Here is a 22,758-nt window from a genome sequence, read left to right on the forward strand (position 1 = left end):
TCGTGGAAACGCTGATCGAAGAAGCCATGCGCATCGCCGAAGAAGCAGGCGAGACGGCCGGTGCGGGCGAACCCACCGTCACCGTCGGCTGAGCGGTTTACGCTGGTCAGGTGAGTGACCAGTGGGCGGCCCGGCTGCCGCACCCGGCGTTGCGGCAGGTGGTGCGGCGCTACGCCGGGTACACCCAGCACGGCGTCACGCTGCCCGTGCACCGCGGGCTGCCGTCGCGGTCGGTCACGCTGATCATCAGCCTCGCCGCGCCGGTCCGGGTGGTCGCCGGGCCGGGCACCGAGCACGGGCCGCTGCACCGGCACGGGGTGGTCGGCGGGCTGCACCTGGTGCCGGTGCTGATCGAGCAGGACAGCTTCCAGCAGGGCCTGCACCTCGAGCTGAACCCGCTCGGGGTGCGGGCCCTGCTCGGCGTTCCGGCCACCGAACTCGTCTCGACCACGATCGACGCCGGTGAGCTGCCGGTGCCGTGGGCCCGCGAGCTGCCCGGCAGGCTGCACGAGCTGCCGGACTGGCGGACGCGGTTCGACCTGCTCGACCGCGTGCTGGTGGCGGCGGTGACGCCGGTGACGCCGGCCTCGGAGATCCAGTGGGCGTGGCGCTCGATGGTCGCCGGGCACGGTGACGTCGGGGTGGCCGAGCTGGCCGGGGAGATCGGCTGGAGCAGGCGGCACTTCAGCGAGCGGTTCGCCCGTGAGGTCGGCGTCCCGCCGAAGCAGGCCGCGCGGCTGATGCGCTTCGAACGCAGCCGGGGCCTGCTGCGGGCCGGTGGGTGGCGCACGCTCGCCGACGTCGCCGCGCAGGCGGGCTACTACGACCAGGCGCACATGACCAACGACTGGCGTTCGCTGGCGGGCTGCCCGCCGAGCACCTGGCTCGCCGAGGAACTCCCGTTTCTCCAAGACGGTGCCGCGGACCCGCTCGCAGACTGACCGGCATGAGCGAACTCAACAACCCGGGTGTGTGGCCCTGCCTGAAGTACGACGACGCCGAAGCCGCGCGGATCTTCCTCACCGAGGTGCTCGGCTTCACCGAGGCGCTCACCGTGCGTGGTGAGGACGGGGTCTCGATCGCACACGGCGAGCTGAAGTGGCCCGAGGGCGGCGGCGTGATGTACGGCTCCACGCTGAACGAGTCCGGCCTGCCGAAGCCCACGTCAGGCGGGCAATGGCTGTGCGTCGCCACCGATGATCCGGACGCGGTGCACAAGCGCGCTTCAGCGGCCGGGGCCGAGGTGCTGAACGAGCCGTACGAGACCGACTACGGCTCACGCAACGTCACGATCGCCGATCCCGAAGGCAACGTGTGGACCTTCGGCACCTACCGCGGGGCCTGAGACCGGGGCCGTCAGGGTGAAACCGGCCGCCGTGCCCGGCCGGTTCGCTTTCCGTCCTCCGGCGTTATCTGGCAGGCTGAGGGAGTGTTGCGGCTAGCAGGTGCGCGGCTCCTCGATGATCGGGACTTTCCGGCGGTGCGCGCCGCACTGGCCGCCGATCCCGTTGGCAGCTGCATGGTCAGCGCCCGGATCGAGGTGGCCGGGCTCGATCCGTGGCGCCTCGGTGGCGAGCTGTGGGCCGCCGATGCCCGGCCGTTGCGCTCCGGCCGCATCCAGGGGCTGTGCTTCTCCGGCCCCAACCTGATCCCGCTGCGGGGCAACGCCTCGGCACTGCGCTCGTTCGCCGATCGCGCGCTGCGGCGCCAGCGCACCTGCTCCTCCCTGGTCGGCCCGGCCGAGCAGGTGCTCGGGCTGTGGGAGGAGCTGACCACCGAATGGGGCCCGGCCAGGGAGGTGCGCCACGACCAGCCGCTGCTCGCGCTGGACGCACCGCCCACCTGCACCCCGGACCACCTGGTCCGCCCGGTCCGCCCGGACGAGCTGGAGCGCTACCTGCCCGCCGCGATCGCCATGTTCATCGAGGAGGTCGGCATCGATCCGCGGGCGGGTGACGGGGGTGCCAGCTACCGCGCCAGGGTCGCCGAGCTGATCTCCAGCGGCCGCGCGTTCGCCCGGTTCGAGAACGGGGAAGTGGTGTTCAAGGCCGAGATCGGCGCGTTGTCGGCGACCGTCGGGCAGATCCAGGGCGTGTGGGTGCGCCCGGACCGCCGCGGCCACGGCCTCGGCACGCAGGGCACCGCGGCGGTGGTCTCGCGGCTGGTGCGCGGCATGGGCCGCACGGCCAGCCTGTACGTCAACGCCTACAACGACCCGGCGCTGGCGGCGTACCGCAAGATCGGGTTCCAGCAGGTCGGCCGCTACGCGACGGTGCTGTTCTGATGTCGACGATGGCGACCCTGCGCATGCTGGCCGACGACCGCAAGCGCTACTCGGTGGTCAAACCGGTGGATCCGCGGGCCCGGCTGCTGGTGCTGGCGGTGCTGGTGGTGTTCGCGGCGATCGCCGTGCTGTGCGCGCTGACGCTGGGGTTCTGGGCGACCGTGCCGCCGGTGGCCGTGCTGCCCGCGGTTTTCGGCTGGTACCGCGGTTCGCGGGTGGCGTTGCTGGTCAACGCCGCCGGGATCAAGGTGGACAAGGACTTCGTCGCCTGGGACGAACTCGACGCGGTCCTCGTGCGGCCGGGGCCGCCGGGCACGGTGGAGGCCGAGGTCGGCGGGTTCCGGGTGCTGGTGGACGCCGAGCGCTACGAAGGGGACCGGCTCGCGGCGCTGGTCGCCGCGCACGCGCCGGAGCACGTCCGGTTCACCGACCGCACGGCCTGAAACCCGGCTCGGCCGAAGTCGTAGGCTGGGGGTATGTTCCAGCGTGCTCCTCTGAAGCCCGGTGTGCAGTCACCGCGCCGCGCCGTTCCCGCGTCCATCAAGCGTCCCGAGTACGTGGACCGGCCGGCCCCCAAGCGCGACACCGGCAACGGCGTGCGCACCCCCGAGGTGATCGAGGCGATGCGCGTGGCGAGCCGGATCGCCGCGCAGGCGCTGCAGGAGGGCGGCAAGGCGGTCAAGCCGGGGGCCACCACCGACGACGTGGACAAGGTGGTGCACGAGTTCCTGCTCGACCACCACGCCTACCCCTCGACGCTGGGCTACCGGAACTTCCCGAAGTCGTGCTGCACCTCGCTGAACGAGGTGATCTGCCACGGCATCCCGGACTCGACGGTGATCGAGGACGGCGACATCTGCAACATCGACGTCACCGCCTACATCGGCGACGTGCACGGCGACACCAACGCGACGTTCCTGGCGGGCGACGTGTCGGAGGAGGCCCGGCTGCTGGTCGAGCGCACGCACGAGGCGACCATGCGCGCGATCAAGGCGGTCCGGCCGGGACGGCAGCTGAACGTGATCGGCCGGGTGATCGAGGCGTACGCGAAGCGGTTCGGCTACGGCGTGGTGCGGGACTTCACCGGTCACGGCGTCGGCCCGGCGTTCCACACGGCGCCGACGGTGCTGCACTACGAGGAGCCGTCGGTCACCACGGAGATCCTGCAGGGCATGACCTTCACCATCGAGCCGATGATCACCCTCGGCACCATCGACTACGACATCTGGTCCGACGACTGGACCGTCACCACCAAGGACAAGAAGTGGACGGCCCAGTTCGAGCACACCATCGTGGTGACCGAATCCGGGGCGGAGATCCTGACGCTGCCCTGAAACGCCGGGGTAGCTGACTCCCACATCGAAGTGGCCACGGCTGTGGTCACCCACCACATGGTCTCGCCGGAGCGCGGCTCGTAGCGTTCCGGGGCATGAACGAGCCCATGCTCCGCGGACGGACGGCGCTGGTCACCGGTGGTGCGGCCGGGATCGGCCGGGCGTGCGTGGTCGCGCTGACCGCGGCCGGGGCCAAGGTGCACCTGGTCGACCGGGAGCCCGCCGACGAGGTGGCCGCCGAGACCGGGGCGGTCGCGCACGTCGCCGACCTCACCGAACCCGGCGCGGTCGAGGCGCTGCCCGATGACGTGGACATCCTGGTCAACAACGCCGGGGTGCAGCACGTGGCGCCCATCCACGAGTTCCCGCCGGACCGGTTCGCCGAGCTGCACGAGCTGATGGTGCAGGTCCCGTTCCGGCTGATGCGCCACTGCCTGCCCTCGATGTACCAGAGGGGCTGGGGCCGCCTCATCGCCGTGTCCAGCGTGCACGGGCTGCGGGCGAGCGCGGGCAAGTCCGCCTACGTCTCGGCCAAGCACGCGCTCGAAGGGCTGAGCAAGGTGGCCGCGCTCGAAGGCGCCGAGCACGGGGTCACCAGCAACTGCGTCAACCCGGGTTACGTGCGGACCGCACTGGTCGAGGGCCAGGTGCGGGCCCAGGCGCTGGCGCACGGCATCGGCGAGGACGAGGTGCTCGACGAGGTGTTCCTCCGCCGCACCGCGATCAAGCGGCTGATCGAACCCGAGGAGGTCGCCGCCGTGGTGACCTGGCTGTGCGGTGACGCGGCCGGTTACCTCACCGGTGCCGCCATCCCGATCGACGGCGGCTGGACCGCTGCCTAATCCCGGATCACACAACGAAGTGGTGATGTACATGGCTGAACCCGCGTCCCCGCCGCGCCGCAAGATCGTCAAGATCGTCGGCGCCAGCCTGGTCGGCACGACCATCGAGTGGTACGACTTCTTCCTCTTCGCCTCGGCCGCGACCCTGGTGTTCAACAAGCTGTTCTTCCCCGGCACCGACGCGCTCACCGGCACCCTGCTGGCACTGGGCAGCTACGCCATCGGCTTCGTCGCCCGGCCGCTGGGCGGGCTGGTGTTCGGCCACTACGGCGACAAGATCGGCCGCAAGAAACTCCTGGTGCTCAGCCTGCTGCTGATGGGCGGCGCCACCTTCGCGATGGGCCTGCTGCCCACCTACGCCGCGATCGGCGTGGCCGCGCCGATCCTGCTCACCGTGCTGCGGCTGGTGCAGGGCTTCGCGCTCGGCGGCGAATGGGGCGGAGCGGTGCTGATCGTTTCCGAGCACGGTGATCCGGCTAGGCGCGGGTTCTGGGCGTCGTGGCCGCAGGCCGGTGCGCCCGGCGGGAACCTGCTCGCCACCGCGGTGCTGGCCATCCTCGCCGCCGTGCAGTCCGACGCCGCGTTCGAGTCGTGGGGCTGGCGCATCCCGTTCCTGCTCTCCGGGCTGCTGGTGGCGATCGGGCTGTGGATCCGGCTCTCGGTCGAGGAGTCGCCGCTGTTCCTCGAAGCCGCGAAGAAGGCGGGCGGCAAGGTGGAGAAGGCGCCGATCGTGACGGTGCTGCGGCACAGCTGGCGCGAGGTGCTGATCGCGATGGGCGCGCGCTTCGCGGAGAACGTCTCCTACTACATCCTGACCGCGTTCATCCTGGTCTACCTCACCGTTGCGCTGGAGCTGCCGAAGGGCGTCGGGCTGAACGCGGTGCTGATCGGCTCGGCCGTGCACTTCGTCACCATCCCGGTGTGGGGTGCGCTGTCGGACCGGTTCGGCCGCCGCGCGGTGTACCTGTTCGGGGCCGGCGGGATGCTGGTCTGGTCGTTCGTGTTCTTCGCCATGCTGGACACCAGGTCGTTCGGCGTGATGGTGCTCGCCACCACCGTCGGCCTGGTGCTGCACGGCGCGATGTACGGCCCGCAGGCGGCCTTCTTCTCCGAGCTGTTCGGCACCAGGGTCCGGTACTCGGGTGCGTCGATCGGCTACCAGCTGGCCTCGATCGTGGCCGGTGGGCTGGCCCCGCTGATCGCCACCGCGATGCTGCGCGACCTCGGCGGCAGCCTGCCGGTGTCGATCTACGTGGCGGCCACCTGCGTGCTCACCATCGTGGCGGTCTCCCTGGCCAAGGAGACCAGGGGGTCGTCGCTGGCCGAGCCGGAGCAGGCGGCGGCACCCAGCGACCGCACGCCGGTGACACCATGACCGGATGAGCGTGGAACTGCTCGAGCTGATCGCCGCCGGGGCGAGCGCGCAGGAACTGGCGGCGGCCGGCGCGGATCCGCGGGCCACCGAGGCGGCCCTGCGGATCCACGCCACGCTCGCCGGGCACACCCGGCGCGAGGCCGAGCTGGCGGCGTTGTTCGACACCGCCAGCGACCTCGCCCGGCTGCGCGACACCGACGCGGTGCTCCAGTCGATCGTGCACCGGGCGCGGATGCTGCTGCGGGTGGACGTGTCGTACCTGAGCATGAACCGCCCCGGCACCGGCGGCACGTACATGCGGGTGACCGACGGATCGACCTCGGCGTTGTTCCAGGCGCTGCGGCTGGGCATGGGGGAGGGGCTCGGCGGGCTGGTCGCGCAGACCGCCCGGCCGTACGCCACGGCCGACTACCCGACGGACCCGCGGTTCCGCCACACCGGCCCGATCGACGAAGCCGTGCGCGACGAAGGGCTCATCGCCATCATCGGTGTGCCGCTGGCGCTCGGCGACGAGGTGATCGGCGTGCTCTACGCCTCCGATCGCCGTCCCCGGCGGTTCTCGCCGGCCGAGGTCGCGCTGCTTTCGTCGCTGGCCGACCACGCCGCCATCGCGATCGACAACGCGCGCCTGATCGAGACCATCCAGGAGCACCACGCGACGATCGCGCGGGCGCAGGAGGCGCACGACCGGCTGACCGCGCTGGTGCTCGGCGGCAGCGGGGTGCGCGAGGTCGCCGAAGCCGTCGCCGGGGTGCTCGGCGGCGGCATCACCGTGCACGACGCGAACGGTGCCGAACTCGGCCGATCCGGGGTCCCGGCGCGGCAGCCGTCCGCCGGGACCGTGGCCGCATCGCAGGCCAGCGGCCGGGCGGTGGCCGACGACGGGGCGTGGACCTGTGCCGTGCTCGCCGGGCCCGAACTGCTCGGCAGCATCACGCTCACCGGCCGGGCCGAACTGGTGGACGGCGACCGGCGGTTGTTCGAACGGGCGAGCGTGGTCACCGCGCTCCTGTTGCTGCTGCGCCGATCCACCGCCGAAGCCGAGGACCGGGTGCGCGGCGAACTGGTCGCCGACCTGCTCACCGCACCGGAACGCGATCCCGGGGCGCTGGTCGACCGCGCCCGCCGGGTCGGCGTCGACCTCGGTGCCGGGCACGTGGTGCTGGTACTGCAGTCGGAGGCGTGTTCGCGCGGACGGCTGGCCGCCGCGGTCGCCGGGCACGCGGCACTGGCCGGGTTGCACGCCGAACAGGTGGTCGCACTGGTGCCACCGGACGAAGCCGCCGCCGATCCGGGAAAGCTGGCTTCGATGCTCGCCGGACCCGCCGGCGGACCGGTGACGGTCGCCGCCGCGGGACCGGCCGCCGGTCCCGCGGGGTTGGCCGCCGCCCACGCCGAAGCCGCGCGCTGCCTGCGGGCGATGCTCGCGCTCGGCCGGGCGGGTGAAGGCGCGACGGCCGGCGAACTCGGATTTGTCGGGGTGCTGCTCGGAGACCGGGCGGACACCGCCGGATTCGTGCGTTCGGTGCTCGGGCCGGTGCTGGACTACGACGCGCGACGGGGCACGGAACTGGTCAAAACGCTGAACTGCTACTTCGCCGCGGGCGGAAACCTGGCGCGCGCCAAGGATTCGCTGCACGTGCACGTGAACACGGTGGCGCAGCGGCTGGAACGCATCACCGCGCTGCTGGGCCCGGACTGGTCCTCACCGGCCGGCGCGCTGGAACTCCAGCTGGCGCTGCGGTTGCACCGGCTTACTCGATCCCCTTGAGCAGGTCGTCGAGGAAACCGCTGGCCTCGGTGACCGCGCGCTCGGGGTCCCCGGCGGCGATCGCTTCGAGCAACCCGGTGTGCGAGACGTTGTCGGCGTGCTTGGTCGCCTCGACCGAAGCGGTCACCACCTCGCTGAGCCCGCGGTACAGCTCGGTCAGCAGGTTGTTGTGTCCACATTGGACAACGGCGAGGTGGAACCGCGCGTCCGCCTGCACGAACTCGTCGAACTGCTTGCCCGCCAGCGCCGCGTCGCGGACCTGCAGCAGTTCGGTGAGCTGGGCCAGTTCGTCCTGGGTGCGTTCGGTGGCGGCCAGCCGCGCGCCCTCGACCTCCAGCGTCCGGCGCACCTGGAGCACCTCGCGGAGTTCGGTGCCGCACAGCCGCCGGACCGCACCGGAGACCTCGCTGGTCGCCCGGACGTAGGTGCCGTCGCCCTGGCGCACCTCCAGCAGGCCGCTGTGGGACAACGCCCGCACCGCTTCACGCACCGTGTTGCGCCCGACACCGAGCGCTGACACCAATTCGCTTTCCGGTGGGATCCGTTCGCCGACCGGCCATTCGCCCCCGGTCACGGCTTCGCGCAACTGCCCGATCACCTGGTCGACGAGCCCGGTCCGGCGGGTGGTGGCCAACGGCACTGTGACATTCCTTTCGCGTGCTCCGGGCAATTTCGGGGTTCAACCAATCATCCTACGTCTGTCATACTAGCCCCGTGTCCGTCGAATCCGAGGTTTCGATAAAGCAACGTGCCCTGGCCGGTGCGATCGAACCGGTCCGCCGGTCACGGAATCTCGCCGTCGCCGGTGGCACGCTGATCGCGCTGGCCGTGGTGCTCGCCGCGTTGAACCTGCGACCCGCGATTACCAGTGTGGGGCCGCTGCTCGACGAGGCAAGGGTTTCCCTCGGCGCTTCCGGCACCTGGGCCGGACTGCTCACCACTCTGCCAGGATTGTGCTTCGCCGTCGCGGGACTCGCCGCACCGCGCCTGGCGCGCAAGGTCGGTATGGGCAGCGCGGTCGCGCTGGCGCTCGGGGTGCTCGGCGTCGGCCTGATCGTGCGCGTGCTCGACGGCCCGCTGCTGGTGCTCGGCGGCACGCTGGTCTCCAGTGCGGGCATCGCGCTGGCGAACGTGCTGGTCCCGGTGGTGGTCAAGGATTCCTTCCCGGCCAGGGTCGGCCTGATGACCGGCATCTACACCGCTTCGCTGAACCTCGGCGGGGCTTCGGGTTCCGCGCTCTCGCCGAACCTGGACGCCCTGCTCGGCGGCTGGCGCCCGGCGCTGGCGGCCTGGTCGGTGCTGGCCTTCCTCGCGCTGGTGGTGTGGAAGCTCGCCATCCGCGGTGGTTCCCGGCACACCGAGCGCACCGAACACCCCGGCGAGCCGCGGCGTTCGCTGCTGCGCAGCCCGCTCGCCTGGATCGTCACGCTGTTCTTCGGCCTGCAGTCGTTCCTGGCCTACATCGTGATGGGCTGGTTCCCGCAGGTGCTGATGGACGCCGGGATGACCCGCGGGGACGCCGGGCTGGCCGTCGGGCTGATGTCGTTGCTGGCGGTGCCGATCAGCCTCACCGTGCCGGCGCTGGCGGCGCGGCAGCGCAACCAGACCTGGTGGATCGTCGGCCTCGGCGTGTTCTCCCTCGCCGGGCTGGGCGGGCTGATCCTGGCGCCGTCGGCGGCGCCGCTGCTGTGGGCCGTGCTGACCGGTATCGGGATGAGCGTGTTCTCCATGGCGGTCATGGTGATCGCGCTGCGCGCCAGGGCCGGGGACGAGACCGCGCGGCTGTCCGGCATGGTGCAGGGCCTCGGTTACCTGCTCGCCGCGGTCGGCCCCTTCCTCTTCGGCCTGCTGCACGACGTCACCGCCGGGTGGACCGCGCCACTGGCCATGGTCTTCGGCGTGGTGGTCGCGCAGACGATCTTCGGCGGCCTGGCGGGCCGCGACAAGCTCGTCTAGTCGCGGTCCGGTAAGTCATCGGAGCCAGAGCACGATCGCTGCGATGGTGAGTTCGGCCTGGTAGCAGGCGGCTCGTTTGGCGTAGCGGGTGGCCAGGTCACAGAACTGTTCGAGCCGGTTGAAGCAGCGTTCGACCGCGTTGCGCTGTGTGTGAACCTCAGGATCGGATGCGGGTGGTCGTCCCGGTTCCGGGCTGGCGAAGGCGAGCTGCCGGTCTCGCAGCGGCAGCAACCGCGGGTTGTCCCCGGCTTGGCCGGGGTGAGCCGAATAGGTACCGGCAGACCCCGCCCGTCGACGGCGAGAGGAACCTTGGTGCTCAGTCCGCCGCGGGAGCGCCCAAGTCCTGCCCCGTCGAGGGCCAGGGCTTCGACGCCGTCGCTGCATCCCCTTTCCGGGCGCCCGCGGCGTGCTGGTGCGCCCGGGCCACGCTCGATTCGACCGAGATGATCCATTCCAGGTCGCCGACGGCGTCGTCTTTTGACGATCACCCGGTGGAGGATCCTGTCCCAGGCACCTGGCGGTGATCCCGCCACCGCCTTGCTGCGGCGGCAGCAACGGCTCGATCACCGCCCACGCCTCGTCCGTCAACTCACCGCGACCAACCACTGGGCACAACTACCAGAGGGCCAGCTCAACCACTTACCGGACACGCCCCAGTCGCGGTCCGGCGAGTCCGCTCGGACGCGCGCCCGGGCGCGACGGCGGTCAGTCGTTCAGCGGCAGGTTCAGCAGGGCGTTCTCGATCAGCTCCGGCATCGCCGGGTGGATCCAGTACTGGCCCCTGGCCAGCTGCCTGGCGTCCAGGCCGAAGCTCATCGCCTGGATCACCGGCTGGATCAGGCTGCCCGCCTGCGCCCCGATGATGTGCGCGCCGAGCAGCTGCCCGGTGGCCGGATCGGCGAGCAGCTTGGCGAAACCGGTGGTGTCCTCCATCGCCCAGCCGTAGGCGATGCCGGCGTAGTCCTGGGTGTAGCTCACGTAGTCCACGCCCCGCGCCTTGGCCTGCGTCTCGGTCAGGCCCACCGACGCGATCTGCGGCGCGCTGAACACCGCGTGCGGCACGAACCGGTGGTCGGCGGCGATCGGCGCGTCGGGGTGCAGCAGGTTGTGCTGGACCACGCGCTGCTCGTGGTTCGCCACGTGCTTGAGTTCGTGGACCGAGGAGATGTCGCCGAGCGCGTAGATGCCCTCGACCGCGGTCCGCTGGTACTCGTCCACCTCCACGTGTCCACTGTCCTTTGTGGACACACCGGTGGCGGCGACGTCGAGCAGGTCCGAGTTGGGCCGGCGGCCGGTGGCCACCAGCAGCAGGTCCGCGTCGAGCGTTTCGGCCCCGTCCGGCCCCGCCAGGTCCAGCGACACCCCGGCCGGGGTGCGGCGCACCTTGGTGGTCCGCCGGTTGAGCCGGACGTCGTACTTCTCCGCCGCCAGTTCGGTGTACCGCTCGCTGATCGCCTCGTCCTCCGCGCGCAGCAACGCGCCGGACCGCGCGACCAGCGTCACGGCCACCCCGAACGAGGAGAAGACGTGCGCGAACTCGGCGGCGATGAACCCGCTGCCGAGGATGACCAGCCGCTCGGGCAGTTCGTCGATCCGCATGACCGTGTCCGAGGTGTGGTACCCGCTGTCGGCCAGCCCCGGGATGTCCGGGATCCTCGGCCGTCCGCCAGCGGCCAGCACGAACCGGTCCGCGGTCAGCGTTTCCGTGCGGCCGTCGGGGAAGCTCACCTGGAGCTGCTTCATCCCGGTGAACCGGCCTTCGCCCTCGTACACGGTGACGTTGCGGTTGTCCTCGTGCTCGATGCGGTACTGCCTGCCCCCGGCGGCGATCGGGTCGATGCGGCCGAAGATCCGGTCGCGGATCTCGCGCCAGCGCACGCCGTCCAGCTTCAGGTCCACGCCCAGCTTGGCGCCGGCCGGTACGGCGGCGGCCAGATCGGCCGGGTAGACGAACATCTTGGTCGGGATGCAGCCCACGTTCAGGCAGGTGCCGCCGAAGGTGCCCTTCTCCACGATCGCCGTCTTCCAGTCGGCGAACCGCGGGTCGAGCACGGAGTTGCCGGAGCCGGTGCCGATGATCACCAGGTCGTAGTGGGGCACGCTTGCCATCCCGTCAGTCAAAAGGGGTCTCGTCGCCTCAACCGCGCCGGGGGCCCGGTTTGTTCCCGTCAGCCGCCGGTGGCGGAGAAGTGCATCAGGTCCTTCGGTGCGGTCCAGGTGCCGCCCCAGGTCCAGCCGATGGCGCGGAAGGCCCGGACGGCCACCCCGCCGGGCAGGACCATGCCCGGCCGCTCGTGCGCGCGGTCGGTGTAGGCCGAGGCCAGTTCCGGCAGCACGAGGTCGCCCTTGAGGTAGGGGTTGCAGAACGGGTTGACGTCCACGGCCAGCCCCGAGGCGTGCGCCGACCAGCTGCTCTGCCCGCGCACCGGGCGGCAGACGAAGGCGCTGGTGTTGTTGCCGTCCCCGGTCGGCGGGGCGTCGAGTTCGTCCGCCCTGGTCACCCGCATCTCCTCGATCGGGAACTTCGCCGCGAACAACGCGCCGAAGGCTTCGGTGACCGGCTGCGCGACGGAGGCGTGGACCAGCATCTCGCCGGTGTGCGGGCGGCCGTCGAAGCCCCAGAACGACATGGTCAGGTACCGCAGCTGCGAGGCGTCGACCGGGCAGCCGGGCTCCCAGGTGCTGCGCGCCAGCACCGCGCCGGGCACCGCTTCGATGGTCGAGGCGTAGTCCCCGCCGGGTGGCGGGGGCAGCAGGTCGGCGGTCGGCAGGTGGCGGTCGGCCAGCTCGGCCGGCGTCGGCAGCACCTGTCCGTAACCGTCCGCGCGCAGCGGCAGCGGCCGCGCACCCACCCGCCAGGCCGGGGTCGGCGCGGGCGGCTCACTCGTCCGGGTCACCGGCGGCTGCCCGATCGTGGGGACGGTGGTGGGGGTGGGCGAAGGCGCTGGTGGGGGCTCCGTGCCGCACGCGGGGAGCGTGAGCAGCAGGACACCGAGAACCGCCACCGGAGCCTTGAGTCGCACCCGTCCACTGTGACAGAGCCGCAGCGTGACCGGCAGTCCACCCGGTTCAGGGACACCGCGAACGGCGTAGGCCATTTAGGCTAGTCGGACCGCTCGTCCGGCCGAAAGGAAGCCTCCATGCCGAACAAGTCCCGCCGCCGCGGGGTACTGGCGGCGGCCGCGGCCGTGCTGGCCGGGGCGGTGACCCTGATCCCCGCGGCGCAGGCGACCAACACCCAGCCCTACATCGTCGGCGGGACCGAGGTGTCCATCGAGGACCACCCGTACACGGTCTACCTCACCGACAGCGGCAACCAGCAGTTCTGCGGCGGGGTGCTGGTCTCGCCGCGGGGCGTGCTGACCGCGGCGCACTGCGCGCAGGCGGTCAAGCGCCAGCAGATGCGGGTGGTGGCCGGGCGGCAGGACCAGCGCACCGGCGCCGGGGTGGTCCGCTCGGTGGCGAAGGTGTGGATCTCGCCGTTGTTCCAGGACCCGACCACCGGCAACGACATCGCGTTGCTCACCCTGGACCAGGAAGTGCCGTACCAGGCGGCGAAGCTGCCCGCCGCGCAGGACACCGCCCTCTACGCCGAGGGCACCCAGGCCCGCGTGCTCGGCTGGGGCCGCACCTCCGACGGTGGCCCGCGGTCGGACACGCTGCGCGGCGCGGTCGTGCCGGTGGTGTCCGACGAGAAGTGCGAGGCCAGCCTCAGCAGCTTCGACAAGTCGACCATGGTCTGCGCGGGTTATCCCGAGGGCGGTGTCGACGCCTGCCAGGGTGACTCCGGCGGTCCGCTGCTGGTCGGCGACACCGTGATCGGCCTCGTCTCCTGGGGCGAGGGGTGCGCCCGGCCGAACCGGCCCGGGGTGTACGCGCGGGTGGCCGCGTTCACCAAGGAGGTCCGCGCCCAGCGCTGAACCCTCCGCTCCGGCTTCCGGCCACGGCGTGTGCTAGGCATACGCCGTGGTTGAAAGCATGGTTCGGGCGGCGACCGGGGACCGGGTGTCCGCCGGTGATCTCTATTCCTTCCTCAGGCTGCGCGTCGACGTTTTTGTCGTCGAGCAGGAATGCCCCTATCCCGAACTGGACGGCCGGGACCTGCTGCCGGGCACGCGGCACCTCTGGTTCGACGGCGACTCCGGGGTGGACGCCTACCTGCGCGTGCTCGAAGAACCCGGTGGTGGCTTCCGGATCGGCCGGGTGGTCACCGCGGCGGCCGCCCGCGGGCGCGGCCTGGCCGGGCAGTTGATGACCGCCGCACTGGAGTCCATTCCGGACTCACCGGCGGTGCTGGACGCGCAGACCTACGCCGCCGGCTTCTACGCGAAGTTCGGCTTCGAACCGGTCGGCGACGAGTTCCTCGAGGACGGCATCCCGCACATCACCATGCGTCGTTAACGGGGCGCGCTGTCCACGATCACCTTGACCGCGGCGTCCACATCGGACTCGCTCAGGTCGGCGCGGGCGGTCAGGCGCAGCCGGGAGATGCCGTCCGGCACCGACGGCGGCCGGAAGCAGCCGACGCGGACGCCCTGCTCGGCGCAGCTTTCGGCCCAGGCGACCGCTTTCTCCGGGGACGGCGCCTGCACCGAGACCACCGCCGCGTCCGGCTTGCTCACGGTGAACCCGGCTTCGGCGAGCCGTTCGGAAAGGCGGCTCGCCACCGCGAGCACCTTGCCGGGGAGGTCGGGCTCGGCCCGCAGCACGTTCAGCGCGGCGAGCGCGGCGGCGGCGCTGCCCGGGGCGAGCGCGGTGTCGAAGATGAAGCTGCGCGCGGTGTCCACCAGGTGCTTGATCACCCGCCGCGGCCCGAGCACCGCGCCGCCCTGCGCACCCAGCGCCTTCGACAGCGTGATCGTGGTGACCACGTCGGGCGCGCCGGCCAGGCCCGCCTGGTGCACCGCGCCGCGACCGCCTTCGCCGAGCACCCCGAAACCGTGGGCGTCGTCGACCAGCAGCGCCGCACCGTGCGTGCGGCACGCCTCGGTGAGCGCACCGAGCTTGGCCAGGTCGCCGTCGACGGAGAACACCGAATCGGTGACCACCAGCGCGCGCTGCTTGCGGCGGGTGGCGAGCGCGTGCGTGAACGCGGGGATGTCGCTGTGCGCCATGGCGGCGACGTCCGCGCGTGAGAGGCGGCAGCCTTCGATCAGCGACGCGTGGATGTACTTGTCGGTGACGATCGCGGACTCGGCCCCGGACAACGCGGTGACCGCGCCGAGGTTCGCGGCGAACCCGGAGGAGAACACCAGTGCCGCCTGCGCCCCGCAGAACCGGGCGAGTTCGTGCTCCAGCTCGGCGTGCAGTTCGGTCGACCCGGTGACCAGCCGCGAACCGGTCGACCCGGCACCCCAGCGCAACGCGGCGGCGGCGGTGGCCCCGGCGACGCGCTTGTCGCGGGCCAGGCCGAGGTAGTCGTTGCCGGCGAGGTCGACCTCCCCGGCGTTCGGCTGCCGTGGGCGCAACCGCCGGACCAGCCCGGCGGCGGCACGCTTCTCCGCTTCGGTGTCGAGCCAGTCGAAAACGTGGTCGGGGGCTGGACCGGGTGCGTTCACGCCTGGCAGTCTCGCATGCGGCCGGATCGAGGAGGACAACGGTGACCGGGGACCAGCTGCAGCCGATGCCGGAGGACTGGGAGCGCGCGCTGGCGGTGGTCGCGCACCCGGACGACCTGGAGTACGGCGGGTGCGGGGCGGTGGCGAAGTGGACCGACCAGGGCAAATCGGTGGCCTACCTGCTGGTGACCAGGGGTGAGGCGGGCATCGACACCCTGCCGCCGGAGGAGGCGGGCCCGCTGCGCACCACCGAGCAGCTCAACAGCGCCGCCGTGGTCGGCGTGCACGACGTGGAGTTCCTCGACCACCCCGACGGGGTACTGGAGTACGGCCTGCCGCTGCGCCGGGACATCGCGGCGGCGATCCGGCGGCACCGGCCGGAACTGGTGCTGATGACCAACCACCGGGAGACCTGGCCGGGCGGCTACCTCAACACCGCCGACCACCGGGTGGTCGGCGAGGCGGTGCTGGAAGCCGTGCGCGACGCCGCGAACCGCTGGGTCTTCCGCGACCTGGACCTGGAGCCGTGGCGGGGCGTGCGGTGGGTGGCCGGCGCGTCCTCACCCCGGTCGACGCACGCCGTCGACATCACCTCGACCCTGGACCGCGCGATCGCGTCGCTGAAGGAGCACAAGGCGTACCTGGCGGCCCTCGGCGGAGACATGGGGGAGCCGGAGACCTTCCTGCGCGCGGCGGCCGAGGAAACCGGCAAGCGCTTCGGCGGCCGGCTGGCCACCGACTTCGAACTCTTCCCGATGTAGCAAAAGGGCCTCCCCGCCGCGGACGGCGAGAAGGCCCCTGCTCAACGCGAGGTCAGTCGTTGGACCAGCCGCGGCGCGCCGGGCCGCGACCCGGACGCTGCGGACGGCCCGAGCCGCCGCTGTTGCGCGGCTGACGGCCACGGCCGCCGAAGCCGGGACGACCGCCACGGCCTTCACCGTGGGCACGGGGGCCACCCCGGCGCGGGGTGTCCCGGCGGTGCTCCCGCTCGACGACCGGCTCACCGCTGGGCTGGCGCGCCCCGGTGATCCGGGCCAGTTCGGCGTCGCCGGGCCGCACGCTGGCGGTCTCGGCACGCACCCCGGCGCGGTCGGTCAGCCGCTTCATGGTGCGGCGCTGGTCGTGGGTGATCAGCGTGACCACGGTGCCCGACGCCCCGGCCCGCGCGGTGCGCCCGGCGCGGTGCAGGTAGTCCTTGTGGTCGGCGGGCGGGTCCACGTGCAGCACCAGGCTGATGCCGTCGACGTGGATGCCGCGGGCGGCGACGTCGGTGGCGACCAGCACCGGGGTGTGCCCGGCCTTGAAGTCGGCCAGCACCCGGTTGCGCTGCCCCTGGGTCTTGCCGCCGTGCAGGGCCGCGGCGTGCACACCGGACTCGCGCAGCCGCTCGGCCAGGCGGTCCACGTGGTGCTTGGTCCGCACGAACATGATCGTGCGGCCCTCACGGGCACCGATCTCGGTGACGATGGCCTGCTTGTCCGGGTAGGACACCTGGAGCACGTGGTGGTCCATGGTGGTGACGCTGGCGGTGACCGGCGCGACCGAGTGCTCCACCGGGTCGGTCAGGTAGCGGTCGACCAGCTTCTTGACGTCACCGTCGAGCGTGGCCGAGAACAGCAGCCGCTGCCCGCGTGCCGGGGTGAGGTCGAGGATCTCCCGCACCTGCGGCAGGAAGCCCATGTCGGCCATCTGGTCGGCCTCGTCGAGCGCGACGAAGTTGACGTCGCCGAGCACGCAGGTGCCCTGCCGGACGTGGTCCGAGAGCCGGCCGGGGGTGGCGATCAGCAGGTCGACCCCGCGCTGCAGGGCGTCCGCCTGCCGGTTGAAGGCCATGCCGCCGACCGCGGTGCGGCACCACAGGCCGAGCGACTTGGCCAGCGGGGTCAGCGAGTCGGCCACCTGCATGGCCAGCTCACGGGTGGGCACCAGGACCAGCGCGCGGGGCCGCTTGGCGCGGGCCTTGCCGCCGTCGAGCCGGGCCAGCAGGGCCAGGCCGAAGGCGAGGGTCTTGCCGGACCCGGTCTGCGCGCGGCCGAGCACGTCGCGCCCGGCGAGCGCGTCGGGCAGGGTGGCCGACTGGATGGGGAACGGGGAGTTGATGCCCGCGTCCCGCAGCGCGCGCAGCAGCGGCTCCGGGATGTTCAGTTCGGCGAAGCTCTTCAGGGGTGCCGTGCTGGCGGTGACGGCGGGGGCGCCGTCGTGGTTCCGATTCCGCGGCTTGCGGTTGCCGGAGCGCGCGGAGGTGTTGCCGGAATCGAGCGTGACTGTCACAAATGCCTCTCGGACGTGGCACGTCGCAAGGGAGGCCCGGTTGTCCGCACGCAGGCAGGACAAGGTGGTGTTGCGGTGGGCTTTCACAGGGACATACCCGGCACGCCGTGTTCTGCAACACCACGCGCCGCTTGATGGATACCGCGGGCCGTACGGTTTTGGCCTTGGAGGCGACGGACACCACTCATCCACGCCGCCGGTTGCGGTCTGGTCACAACAATACCGGAGGAGCTTTCCGGCTGCCGAGCCGAGGCGGGAACTGTGGGCAACAACCCATCCCGGTAACGCGGGGAGGTGAGCCCGCTCACCTCCCCGCGTCCCGCTTCAGGGCAGCCCCGCCGCCCGGCGCAGTTCGCCGACCAGCCCGTCCGGGTCGAGCACCTCCGGTGGCAGGCCGCGGGCGGCGAACCAGTCCGCCACGTTGCGCACGTCCCTGGCCAGGAACTCCAGGCCACGCGGATTGGCCACGACGTCCACCACCTGCGGCAGGTCGATCAGCACCAGCCGCCCGTGGTGGACCATCAGGTTGTAGGCCGAGAGGTCGCCGTGCGCCAGGCCGTGGGTGGCCATCGTTTCCAGCGCGGAAACCAGCTGGTACCAGAGGTCGCGCAGCTCCTCCTCGTCCGCGCGCACCTGGGCCAGCCGAGGCGCGGCCGTGCCGTCCTCGTCGCCGACGAACTCCAGCAGCAGTTCGGTCCCGCTGCGCTGGACCGGGTACGGCACCGGCACACCGGCGCTCCACAGCCGGGACAGCGCGGCGAACTCGGCGACCGCCCACTGCTCGGCGATCAGGTTGCGGCCGAAGGCGGTGCGGGTCTCGATCGCCCGCATCTCCCGCGACCGCCGCATCCGGCGGCCCTCCAGGTAACCGGCGTCGCGGTGGAACATCCGGTGCTCGTTGCTGCGGTACCGCTTGGCGGCCAGCAGCGACTGCGGGCCGTCCGGCAGGCCCCGGCGCAGGAGGTGGACGTCGGCCTCCTTGCCGGTCTTGAGCACGCCGAGTTCGGTGTCCACCGCGGCCAGCTGGGTGATCACCCAGCTCGGGCGCGGTTCCGGGCCCTGCTCGCCGTCGGCCCAGGTGGACCAGCGGTCGCCACCACCGGGGATGGCGGTCTCGGTGTAGGCGTCCGCGCGCTGGTGGGCGAGCCGGACGCGTTCTTCTTCGGTGAGCCGCCCGCGGCGGCTCGGTTCGGGTTCGTCGTCGAAGCGCGGGCGGCGGCTCTTCCGGCGCGCGGGCTGGTCGTCGAAGCGGTCGAAATCGAGTTCGTGCTTGCGCACTGGTGGGCTCCTGAACGGAAAGTGGGACCCCGCCGGAGCGCGAGCGCGCGTCAGCCGGCCGGGGTGGTGGATTGGGCGCAGGGCAAGCCCGGGACAGCCTCGGTCACAGGGCACCTCCTCCGCTTTCCACCGGCACGCATCCGGCCCGTCGGTCGATCGCCACGATCCTGCCGGGCGGTGCCGGGACCGCGCAACCGAATTAACTGACACAGTTGGGGCATGGCCGATTTCGCCACCCTCGAGCTGGCCGACGCACCGGAAGTCGTCGCCCCCGACGGTTCCGCCGTGCGCCCGCTGCTCCGCCTGCCGGGCGCCGGCAGCTTCGCGCACTTCGAACTCGCGCCGGGACAGGTCTCGCGCGCCGTCTCGCACGCCACGGTGTCGGAGATCTGGTACGTCGTGGCGGGGGAGGGCCGCATGTGGCGCCGCCAGGGCGAGCGGGAGGAGGTGGTGCGCCTGCGGGAAGGCACCTGCGTGACCGTTCCGCTGGGCACGGTGTTCCAGTTCCGGGCGGAGGAAGCCGGCCTGCGGGTGGTGGCGATGACCGCGCCACCGTGGCCGCTGGCCGCCGAGGACGAGGCACGGGTCTGGGAAGGGCCGTGGGAAGTGGAGGGGATCGCGTGACGAGAACGACCCGGTACGACGTGGTGATCGCCGGCGGCGGGCACAACGGGCTGGTCGCGGCCGCCTACCTGGCCGGGGCGGGCCGGTCGGTGCTGCTGCTGGAACGGCGGGCCGAACTCGGCGGGGCGGCGGTCTCGTTCCGCGCCTTCGACGGCGTGGACGTGCGGTTGTCGCGGTATTCGTACCTGGTCAGCTTGCTGCCGCGGCGGATCGTGGCGGAGCTGGGGTTGCCGGTGGAACTGCGCCGCCGCCGGATGTCCTCCTACACGCCGTCCGGCTCCGGTGGCCTGCTGGTGGACACCGGTGACACCGCCAGGACCGCCGCCTCGTTCGCCGCGCTCACCGGCGGTGACGCGGATTTCCGGGCCTGGCAGCGGTTCTACGCGATGACCGGCCGGGTCGCCGAGCGCACCTTCGACACGCTCACCGAACCGTTGCCCACGAAGGAAGAACTACGCGAACGGGTCGGCGACGACGAGGCGTGGACGGCGTTGTTCGAACGCCCGCTCGGCGAGACGCTGGAAACCGAGTTCACCGACGACACCGTGCGCGGCGTGGTCCTGACCGACGCGCTGATCGGCACCTTCGCCGCCGCCGGTGATCCCGCGCTGCGGCAGAACCGCTGCCTGCTCTACCACGTCATCGGCAACGGCACCGGTGACTGGGACGTGCCGGTCGGCGGCATGGGCGCGGTCACCGGCGCGCTCGCGGACGCCGCCCGCGCCGCCGGGGCCGAGCTGCTGACCGGCGCCGAAGTGCTCGGCATCCAGCCGGACGGTGAGGTCCGCTACCGCCACGGCGACACCGAGCACGTGGTGCACGGCGGGCACGTGCTGGCCAACCTCGCCGCACCCGTGCTGGCCCGGCTGCTCGGCGAGGAACCGCCCGCCGAGCAGCCGGAAGGTGCCCAGCTCAAGGTCAACATGGTGCTCACCGGGCTGCCGCGGCTGCGGGACGGCGGGGTCACCGCGCACGAGGCGTTCGGCGGCACGTTCCACGTCAACGAGGACTACCGGCAGCTGGCCACCGCCCACGCCGAGGCCGAAGCGGGGCGCATCCCGTCGCTGCCGCCGTGTGAGATCTACTGCCATTCGCTGACCGATCCGTCGATCCTCGGTCCCGCCGAACGCGCGGCCGGTGCGCAGACGCTGACCCTGTTCGGCCTGCACCTGCCCGCCCGGCTGTTCCGGGAGGACAACGACGCGGCCAGGGAGGCGGCCCTGTCGGCGACGCTGACTTCGCTGAACAGCGTGCTCGCCGAACCGATCGAGGACTGCCTCTGGCGGGACGCCGGCGGCAGGCCGTGCATCGAGGCGAAGACCCCGCTCGACCTGGAAGCCGAACTCGGCCTGCCCGGCGGCCACATCTTCCACCGCGACCTGTCGTGGCCGTACGCCACCGAGGGCACCGGCCGCTGGGGGGTGGAGACCGCGCACGAGCGGATCCTGTTGTGCGGCGCGGGCGCGGTGCGCGGTGGCGGGGTGAGCGGCGTTCCCGGGCACAACGCCGCGATGGCGGTGCTCGGCCGGTAAGGGTTGTCCCGCGCCGTCGCCGTGCTCCAGGGTGGTGATCATGCGCGTTCTGGTGATCGGCTCCGGCATCGCCGGGGCCTCGACGGCCTATCAGCTCGCCCGCCGCGGTGCCGAGGTGGTGCTGGCCGGGCACGATCGGGACGGGGTGGCGACCTCGGCGGGCGCGGGCATCGTCTCGCCGTGGACCTCGCGCCGCACCGACGAGGAGTACCACCTGGCGGCTCGGGCGGCGGCGTTCTACCCGAACCTGATCGAGCAGCTCGCCGAGGACGGACGCGAGGACTCGTCGTTCGAGATCGTCGGCGCGATGGTGGTCTCGGCGGACGAGGGCGAACTGGACGCCGCGGAGGAGCGCGTGACCGAGCGGGCGACCACCGCGCCGGCCGCGGGGGTGGTGCAGCGGCTCGACCCCGCCGACGCCAGGGCGCACTTCCCGGTCCTCGCCCCCGAACTCGGTGCGGTGCACATCTCCGGCGGCGGCCGCGTCGACGGCAGGCACCTGCGTTCGGCGTTGCTCGGCGCGGCGGCGACGCGGGGCGTGCGCTCGATCGCCGGGAACGCGGAGCTGCTGGTCGACGGCGGCAAGGTGACCGGTGCCCGCATCGGTGACGAGGTGGTGTCCGCCGACGTCGTGGTGGTGGCCGCCGGGGCGTGGACCGACGAACTGCTGGCGCCGGTGCACCTGCGGCTCGGCATCGAGCCGCAGCGCGGGCAGATCAGCCACCTCGAACTGCCCGGCACACCCACCGGCGCCTGGCCGGTGGTGCTGCCGGTCTCCAGCCACTACCTGCTGGCGTTCCCCGGTTCACGGGTGGTGGTCGGCGCGACGCGGGAGACCGGCTCCGGCTTCGACCACCGCGTCACGGCGGCGGGGCAGCGCGAGGTGCTCGACCACGCGCTGGCCGTGGCACCGGGACTGGCCGGCGCGACGCTGCTGGAGACGCGGATCGGCTTCCGGCCGGCTTCCCCCGACGGCCTGCCCGTGCTCGGCAGCCCGGACGGGCACCCGGAACTGGTGATCGTCACCGGTTTCGGCCCGGCGGGCTTGACCCTGGCGCCGTACTCGGGTCACGTCATCGCGGCCCAGGTGCTCGGGGCGCCGGTCGACAGCGATCTCGGGCCGTACCACCCGGATCGGCTCATTCGCCGGTGAGCAGCTCCAGCTCGTGCTCGCCGGTGCGTTCCACGGTGAGCCCGGCCCTGGTAGCGACCCGGGCAATGCCGTCCACAGTGGACGGTGCGCGGCCGGTCCTGGCCAGTACCGCGGCGAGCCTGCCCTTGTAGGCCTTGTTGAAGTGGCTGACCGTCTTGCGCTGCCCGTTGGCGTCCTCGGTCACCACCCGCACGGTCACCGCGCCGGGGATCCGGGCCAGTGCCGCGTAACCACCCGAACGCAGGTCGACCACCAGGCCGTCGATCCCGGCGAACACCGGTTCCAGCGCCGGGCGCCACAGCGGCCGGAGCCCGCCGAGCGCGGGCACCGTGCTGCCGGCGGAGAGGCGGTAGGCGGGGATGCGGTCGGTGGCGCGGGCGATGCCGAACAACGCCGACGCCACCGCCAGCCGTGCACCGGCCCTGGCCAGCTCGGCTTTCTTGAACGAGGTGAGGTCGAGGGCGTCGTAGAGCACGCCGGTGTAGCGGCGCAGCGCGGGCAGGGTGGGGGAGGTCCACAGCTCGGCGTTGCGCTCGACCTCCTCGGCCTGGCGCTCGGAGATGCCGAGCGCGGCGAGGCTGGCGGGCAGGTCCTCGGCGAGTTCGGCCAGCGCGTCCGCGATCTTGCCGCGCACCGGGTTCAGCTCGGGCGAGGAGAGCGAGTCGAGGTCCAGTGGTGGCCCGTCCCCGCCGGTCGCCTTGGTCTCGGAGGGAGGGAGCAGCACCAGCACGCCAGCAGGGTAACCGCCGGGGAAAATCGGTGGGCCGGGTGACCGGCGCC

General features: G+C 72.3%; 23 protein-coding genes and 1 pseudogene. 15 read left to right on the plus strand and 9 right to left on the minus strand.

The window, feature by feature from the left end; genetic code table 11:
- Positions 1–110: 110 nt before the first annotated feature.
- The 8 genes from AC07EG_RS37195 (at position 111) to AC07EG_RS37230 (ending at position 7,606) form a co-directional block, all read left to right on the plus strand.
- Complete coding sequence (locus tag AC07EG_RS37195; RefSeq protein WP_478257965.1) at positions 111–941, plus strand: helix-turn-helix domain-containing protein; 831 nt, start codon at positions 111–113, stop codon at positions 939–941.
- 5 nt (positions 942–946) lie between these two features.
- On the plus strand, positions 947–1,345 hold the full coding sequence (locus AC07EG_RS37200) for a VOC family protein (protein WP_478257966.1): 399 nt from the start codon (positions 947–949) through the stop codon (positions 1,343–1,345).
- Positions 1,346–1,429: 84 nt separating this feature from the next.
- Positions 1,430–2,284, plus strand: coding sequence for a GNAT family N-acetyltransferase (locus AC07EG_RS37205; RefSeq protein WP_478257967.1), 855 nt, complete (start codon positions 1,430–1,432; stop codon positions 2,282–2,284).
- Positions 2,284–2,727 carry a hypothetical protein gene (locus AC07EG_RS37210; protein ID WP_478257968.1) on the plus strand — a complete coding sequence of 148 codons (444 nt, stop codon included), beginning with the start codon at positions 2,284–2,286 and terminating at the stop codon, positions 2,725–2,727. The genes AC07EG_RS37205 and AC07EG_RS37210 overlap by 1 nt, the downstream gene beginning before the upstream one ends.
- Before the next feature lie 33 nt (positions 2,728–2,760).
- The gene (gene map / locus AC07EG_RS37215) at positions 2,761–3,618 is read left to right on the plus strand and encodes a type I methionyl aminopeptidase (RefSeq protein ID WP_478257969.1); all 858 of its coding nucleotides are present in this window, start codon (positions 2,761–2,763) and stop codon (positions 3,616–3,618) included.
- 95 nt (positions 3,619–3,713) lie between these two features.
- A complete protein-coding gene (locus AC07EG_RS37220; RefSeq protein ID WP_478257970.1) occupies positions 3,714–4,460 on the plus strand; it encodes an SDR family oxidoreductase in 747 nt (248 codons plus the stop codon).
- Between the two features lie 31 nt (positions 4,461–4,491).
- Entirely contained in the window at positions 4,492–5,835 is a 1,344-nt protein-coding gene (locus AC07EG_RS37225) for an MFS transporter (RefSeq protein WP_478257971.1), read from the plus strand.
- A 4-nt stretch (positions 5,836–5,839) separates the two neighbouring features.
- Entirely contained in the window at positions 5,840–7,606 is a 1,767-nt protein-coding gene (locus AC07EG_RS37230; protein WP_478257972.1) for a helix-turn-helix domain-containing protein, read from the plus strand.
- On the opposite strand, the gene AC07EG_RS37235 is transcribed toward AC07EG_RS37230, so the two are convergent.
- On the minus strand, positions 7,590–8,246 hold the full coding sequence (locus AC07EG_RS37235) for a FadR/GntR family transcriptional regulator (protein WP_478257973.1): 657 nt from the start codon (positions 8,244–8,246) through the stop codon (positions 7,590–7,592). The two genes, AC07EG_RS37230 and AC07EG_RS37235, sit on opposite strands and share 17 nt — an antisense overlap.
- Positions 8,247–8,320: 74 nt before the next feature.
- Between AC07EG_RS37235 and AC07EG_RS37240 the strand changes: the two genes are divergently transcribed.
- Positions 8,321–9,562 (plus strand): CynX/NimT family MFS transporter, encoded by a 1,242-nt coding sequence (locus tag AC07EG_RS37240; protein WP_478257974.1) that lies wholly within the window; start codon positions 8,321–8,323, stop codon positions 9,560–9,562.
- 15 nt (positions 9,563–9,577) lie between these two features.
- Here AC07EG_RS37240 and AC07EG_RS37245 read toward each other — a convergent pair whose 3' ends face one another.
- From AC07EG_RS37245 to AC07EG_RS37260, 4 genes and pseudogenes are all read right to left on the minus strand, one after another.
- Positions 9,578–9,793 carry a hypothetical protein gene (locus AC07EG_RS37245; RefSeq protein ID WP_478258032.1) on the minus strand — a complete coding sequence of 72 codons (216 nt, stop codon included), beginning with the start codon at positions 9,791–9,793 and terminating at the stop codon, positions 9,578–9,580.
- Positions 9,794–9,817: 24 nt separating this feature from the next.
- Positions 9,818–9,906, minus strand: a pseudogene (locus AC07EG_RS37250) (IS5/IS1182 family transposase); the annotation flags it as partial.
- Positions 9,907–10,267: 361 nt separating this feature from the next.
- The gene (locus tag AC07EG_RS37255; RefSeq protein WP_478258029.1) at positions 10,268–11,662 is read right to left on the minus strand and encodes a mycothione reductase; all 1,395 of its coding nucleotides are present in this window, start codon (positions 11,660–11,662) and stop codon (positions 10,268–10,270) included.
- Positions 11,663–11,730: 68 nt separating this feature from the next.
- Entirely contained in the window at positions 11,731–12,459 is a 729-nt protein-coding gene (locus tag AC07EG_RS37260; RefSeq protein ID WP_478257975.1) for a M15 family metallopeptidase, read from the minus strand.
- A gap of 243 nt (positions 12,460–12,702) precedes the next feature.
- Here AC07EG_RS37260 and AC07EG_RS37265 point away from each other — a divergent pair, with 243 nt between their 5' ends.
- Both AC07EG_RS37265 and AC07EG_RS37270 read left to right on the plus strand, forming a co-directional pair.
- A complete protein-coding gene (locus tag AC07EG_RS37265) occupies positions 12,703–13,482 on the plus strand; it encodes a S1 family serine peptidase (RefSeq protein WP_478257976.1) in 780 nt (259 codons plus the stop codon).
- Between the two features lie 58 nt (positions 13,483–13,540).
- The gene (locus AC07EG_RS37270; RefSeq protein WP_478257977.1) at positions 13,541–13,963 is read left to right on the plus strand and encodes a GNAT family N-acetyltransferase; all 423 of its coding nucleotides are present in this window, start codon (positions 13,541–13,543) and stop codon (positions 13,961–13,963) included.
- Here the strand turns inward: AC07EG_RS37270 and AC07EG_RS37275 are convergent.
- A complete protein-coding gene (locus AC07EG_RS37275) occupies positions 13,960–15,120 on the minus strand; it encodes an 8-amino-7-oxononanoate synthase (protein WP_478257978.1) in 1,161 nt (386 codons plus the stop codon). The two genes, AC07EG_RS37270 and AC07EG_RS37275, sit on opposite strands and share 4 nt — an antisense overlap.
- Before the next feature lie 65 nt (positions 15,121–15,185).
- On the opposite strand from AC07EG_RS37275, the gene AC07EG_RS37280 reads away from it, so the two are divergent.
- On the plus strand, positions 15,186–15,881 hold the full coding sequence (locus AC07EG_RS37280; RefSeq protein WP_478258030.1) for a PIG-L deacetylase family protein: 696 nt from the start codon (positions 15,186–15,188) through the stop codon (positions 15,879–15,881).
- Between the two features lie 52 nt (positions 15,882–15,933).
- On the opposite strand, the gene AC07EG_RS37285 is transcribed toward AC07EG_RS37280, so the two are convergent.
- Positions 15,934–17,391, minus strand: coding sequence for a DEAD/DEAH box helicase (locus tag AC07EG_RS37285; protein WP_478257979.1), 1,458 nt, complete (start codon positions 17,389–17,391; stop codon positions 15,934–15,936).
- 324 nt (positions 17,392–17,715) lie between these two features.
- Entirely contained in the window at positions 17,716–18,669 is a 954-nt protein-coding gene (locus AC07EG_RS37290; protein WP_478257980.1) for a serine protein kinase RIO, read from the minus strand.
- A gap of 219 nt (positions 18,670–18,888) precedes the next feature.
- Here AC07EG_RS37290 and AC07EG_RS37295 point away from each other — a divergent pair, with 219 nt between their 5' ends.
- From AC07EG_RS37295 to AC07EG_RS37305, 3 genes are read left to right on the plus strand one after another with little or no spacing between them, the layout of a single operon-like run.
- Positions 18,889–19,293 carry a cupin domain-containing protein gene (locus AC07EG_RS37295; RefSeq protein ID WP_478257981.1) on the plus strand — a complete coding sequence of 135 codons (405 nt, stop codon included), beginning with the start codon at positions 18,889–18,891 and terminating at the stop codon, positions 19,291–19,293.
- The gene (locus AC07EG_RS37300; RefSeq protein ID WP_478257982.1) at positions 19,290–20,825 is read left to right on the plus strand and encodes a phytoene desaturase family protein; all 1,536 of its coding nucleotides are present in this window, start codon (positions 19,290–19,292) and stop codon (positions 20,823–20,825) included. Before AC07EG_RS37295 ends, AC07EG_RS37300 begins: the two co-directional genes overlap by 4 nt.
- 40 nt (positions 20,826–20,865) lie before the next feature.
- Positions 20,866–21,978 (plus strand): NAD(P)/FAD-dependent oxidoreductase, encoded by a 1,113-nt coding sequence (locus AC07EG_RS37305; protein WP_478257983.1) that lies wholly within the window; start codon positions 20,866–20,868, stop codon positions 21,976–21,978.
- On the opposite strand, the gene yaaA is transcribed toward AC07EG_RS37305, so the two are convergent.
- Positions 21,965–22,708, minus strand: coding sequence for a peroxide stress protein YaaA (gene yaaA, locus AC07EG_RS37310; protein ID WP_478257984.1), 744 nt, complete (start codon positions 22,706–22,708; stop codon positions 21,965–21,967). The two genes, AC07EG_RS37305 and yaaA, sit on opposite strands and share 14 nt — an antisense overlap.
- Between the last annotated feature and the right edge of the window lie 50 nt (positions 22,709–22,758).

It is taken from the genome of Amycolatopsis sp. NPDC045836 (genome assembly GCF_056431745.1).

Bases quoted from the DNA above. Each gene is read 5' to 3' on its own strand.
- AC07EG_RS37200 (WP_478257966.1), top strand. From the start codon at position 947: ATGAGCGAACTCAACAACCCGGGTGTGTGGCCCTGCCTGAAGTACGAC.
- AC07EG_RS37210 (WP_478257968.1), top strand. From the start codon at position 2,284: ATGTCGACGATGGCGACCCTGCGCATGCTGGCCGACGACCGCAAGCGC.
- map (WP_478257969.1), top strand. From the start codon at position 2,761: ATGTTCCAGCGTGCTCCTCTGAAGCCCGGTGTGCAGTCACCGCGCCGC.
- AC07EG_RS37220 (WP_478257970.1), top strand. From the start codon at position 3,714: ATGAACGAGCCCATGCTCCGCGGACGGACGGCGCTGGTCACCGGTGGT.
- AC07EG_RS37225 (WP_478257971.1), top strand. From the start codon at position 4,492: ATGGCTGAACCCGCGTCCCCGCCGCGCCGCAAGATCGTCAAGATCGTC.
- AC07EG_RS37230 (WP_478257972.1), top strand. From the start codon at position 5,840: ATGAGCGTGGAACTGCTCGAGCTGATCGCCGCCGGGGCGAGCGCGCAG.
- AC07EG_RS37265 (WP_478257976.1), top strand. From the start codon at position 12,703: ATGCCGAACAAGTCCCGCCGCCGCGGGGTACTGGCGGCGGCCGCGGCC.
- AC07EG_RS37270 (WP_478257977.1), top strand. From the start codon at position 13,541: ATGGTTCGGGCGGCGACCGGGGACCGGGTGTCCGCCGGTGATCTCTAT.
- AC07EG_RS37280 (WP_478258030.1), top strand. From the start codon at position 15,186: ATGCCGGAGGACTGGGAGCGCGCGCTGGCGGTGGTCGCGCACCCGGAC.
- AC07EG_RS37295 (WP_478257981.1), top strand. From the start codon at position 18,889: ATGGCCGATTTCGCCACCCTCGAGCTGGCCGACGCACCGGAAGTCGTC.
- AC07EG_RS37305 (WP_478257983.1), top strand. From the start codon at position 20,866: ATGCGCGTTCTGGTGATCGGCTCCGGCATCGCCGGGGCCTCGACGGCC.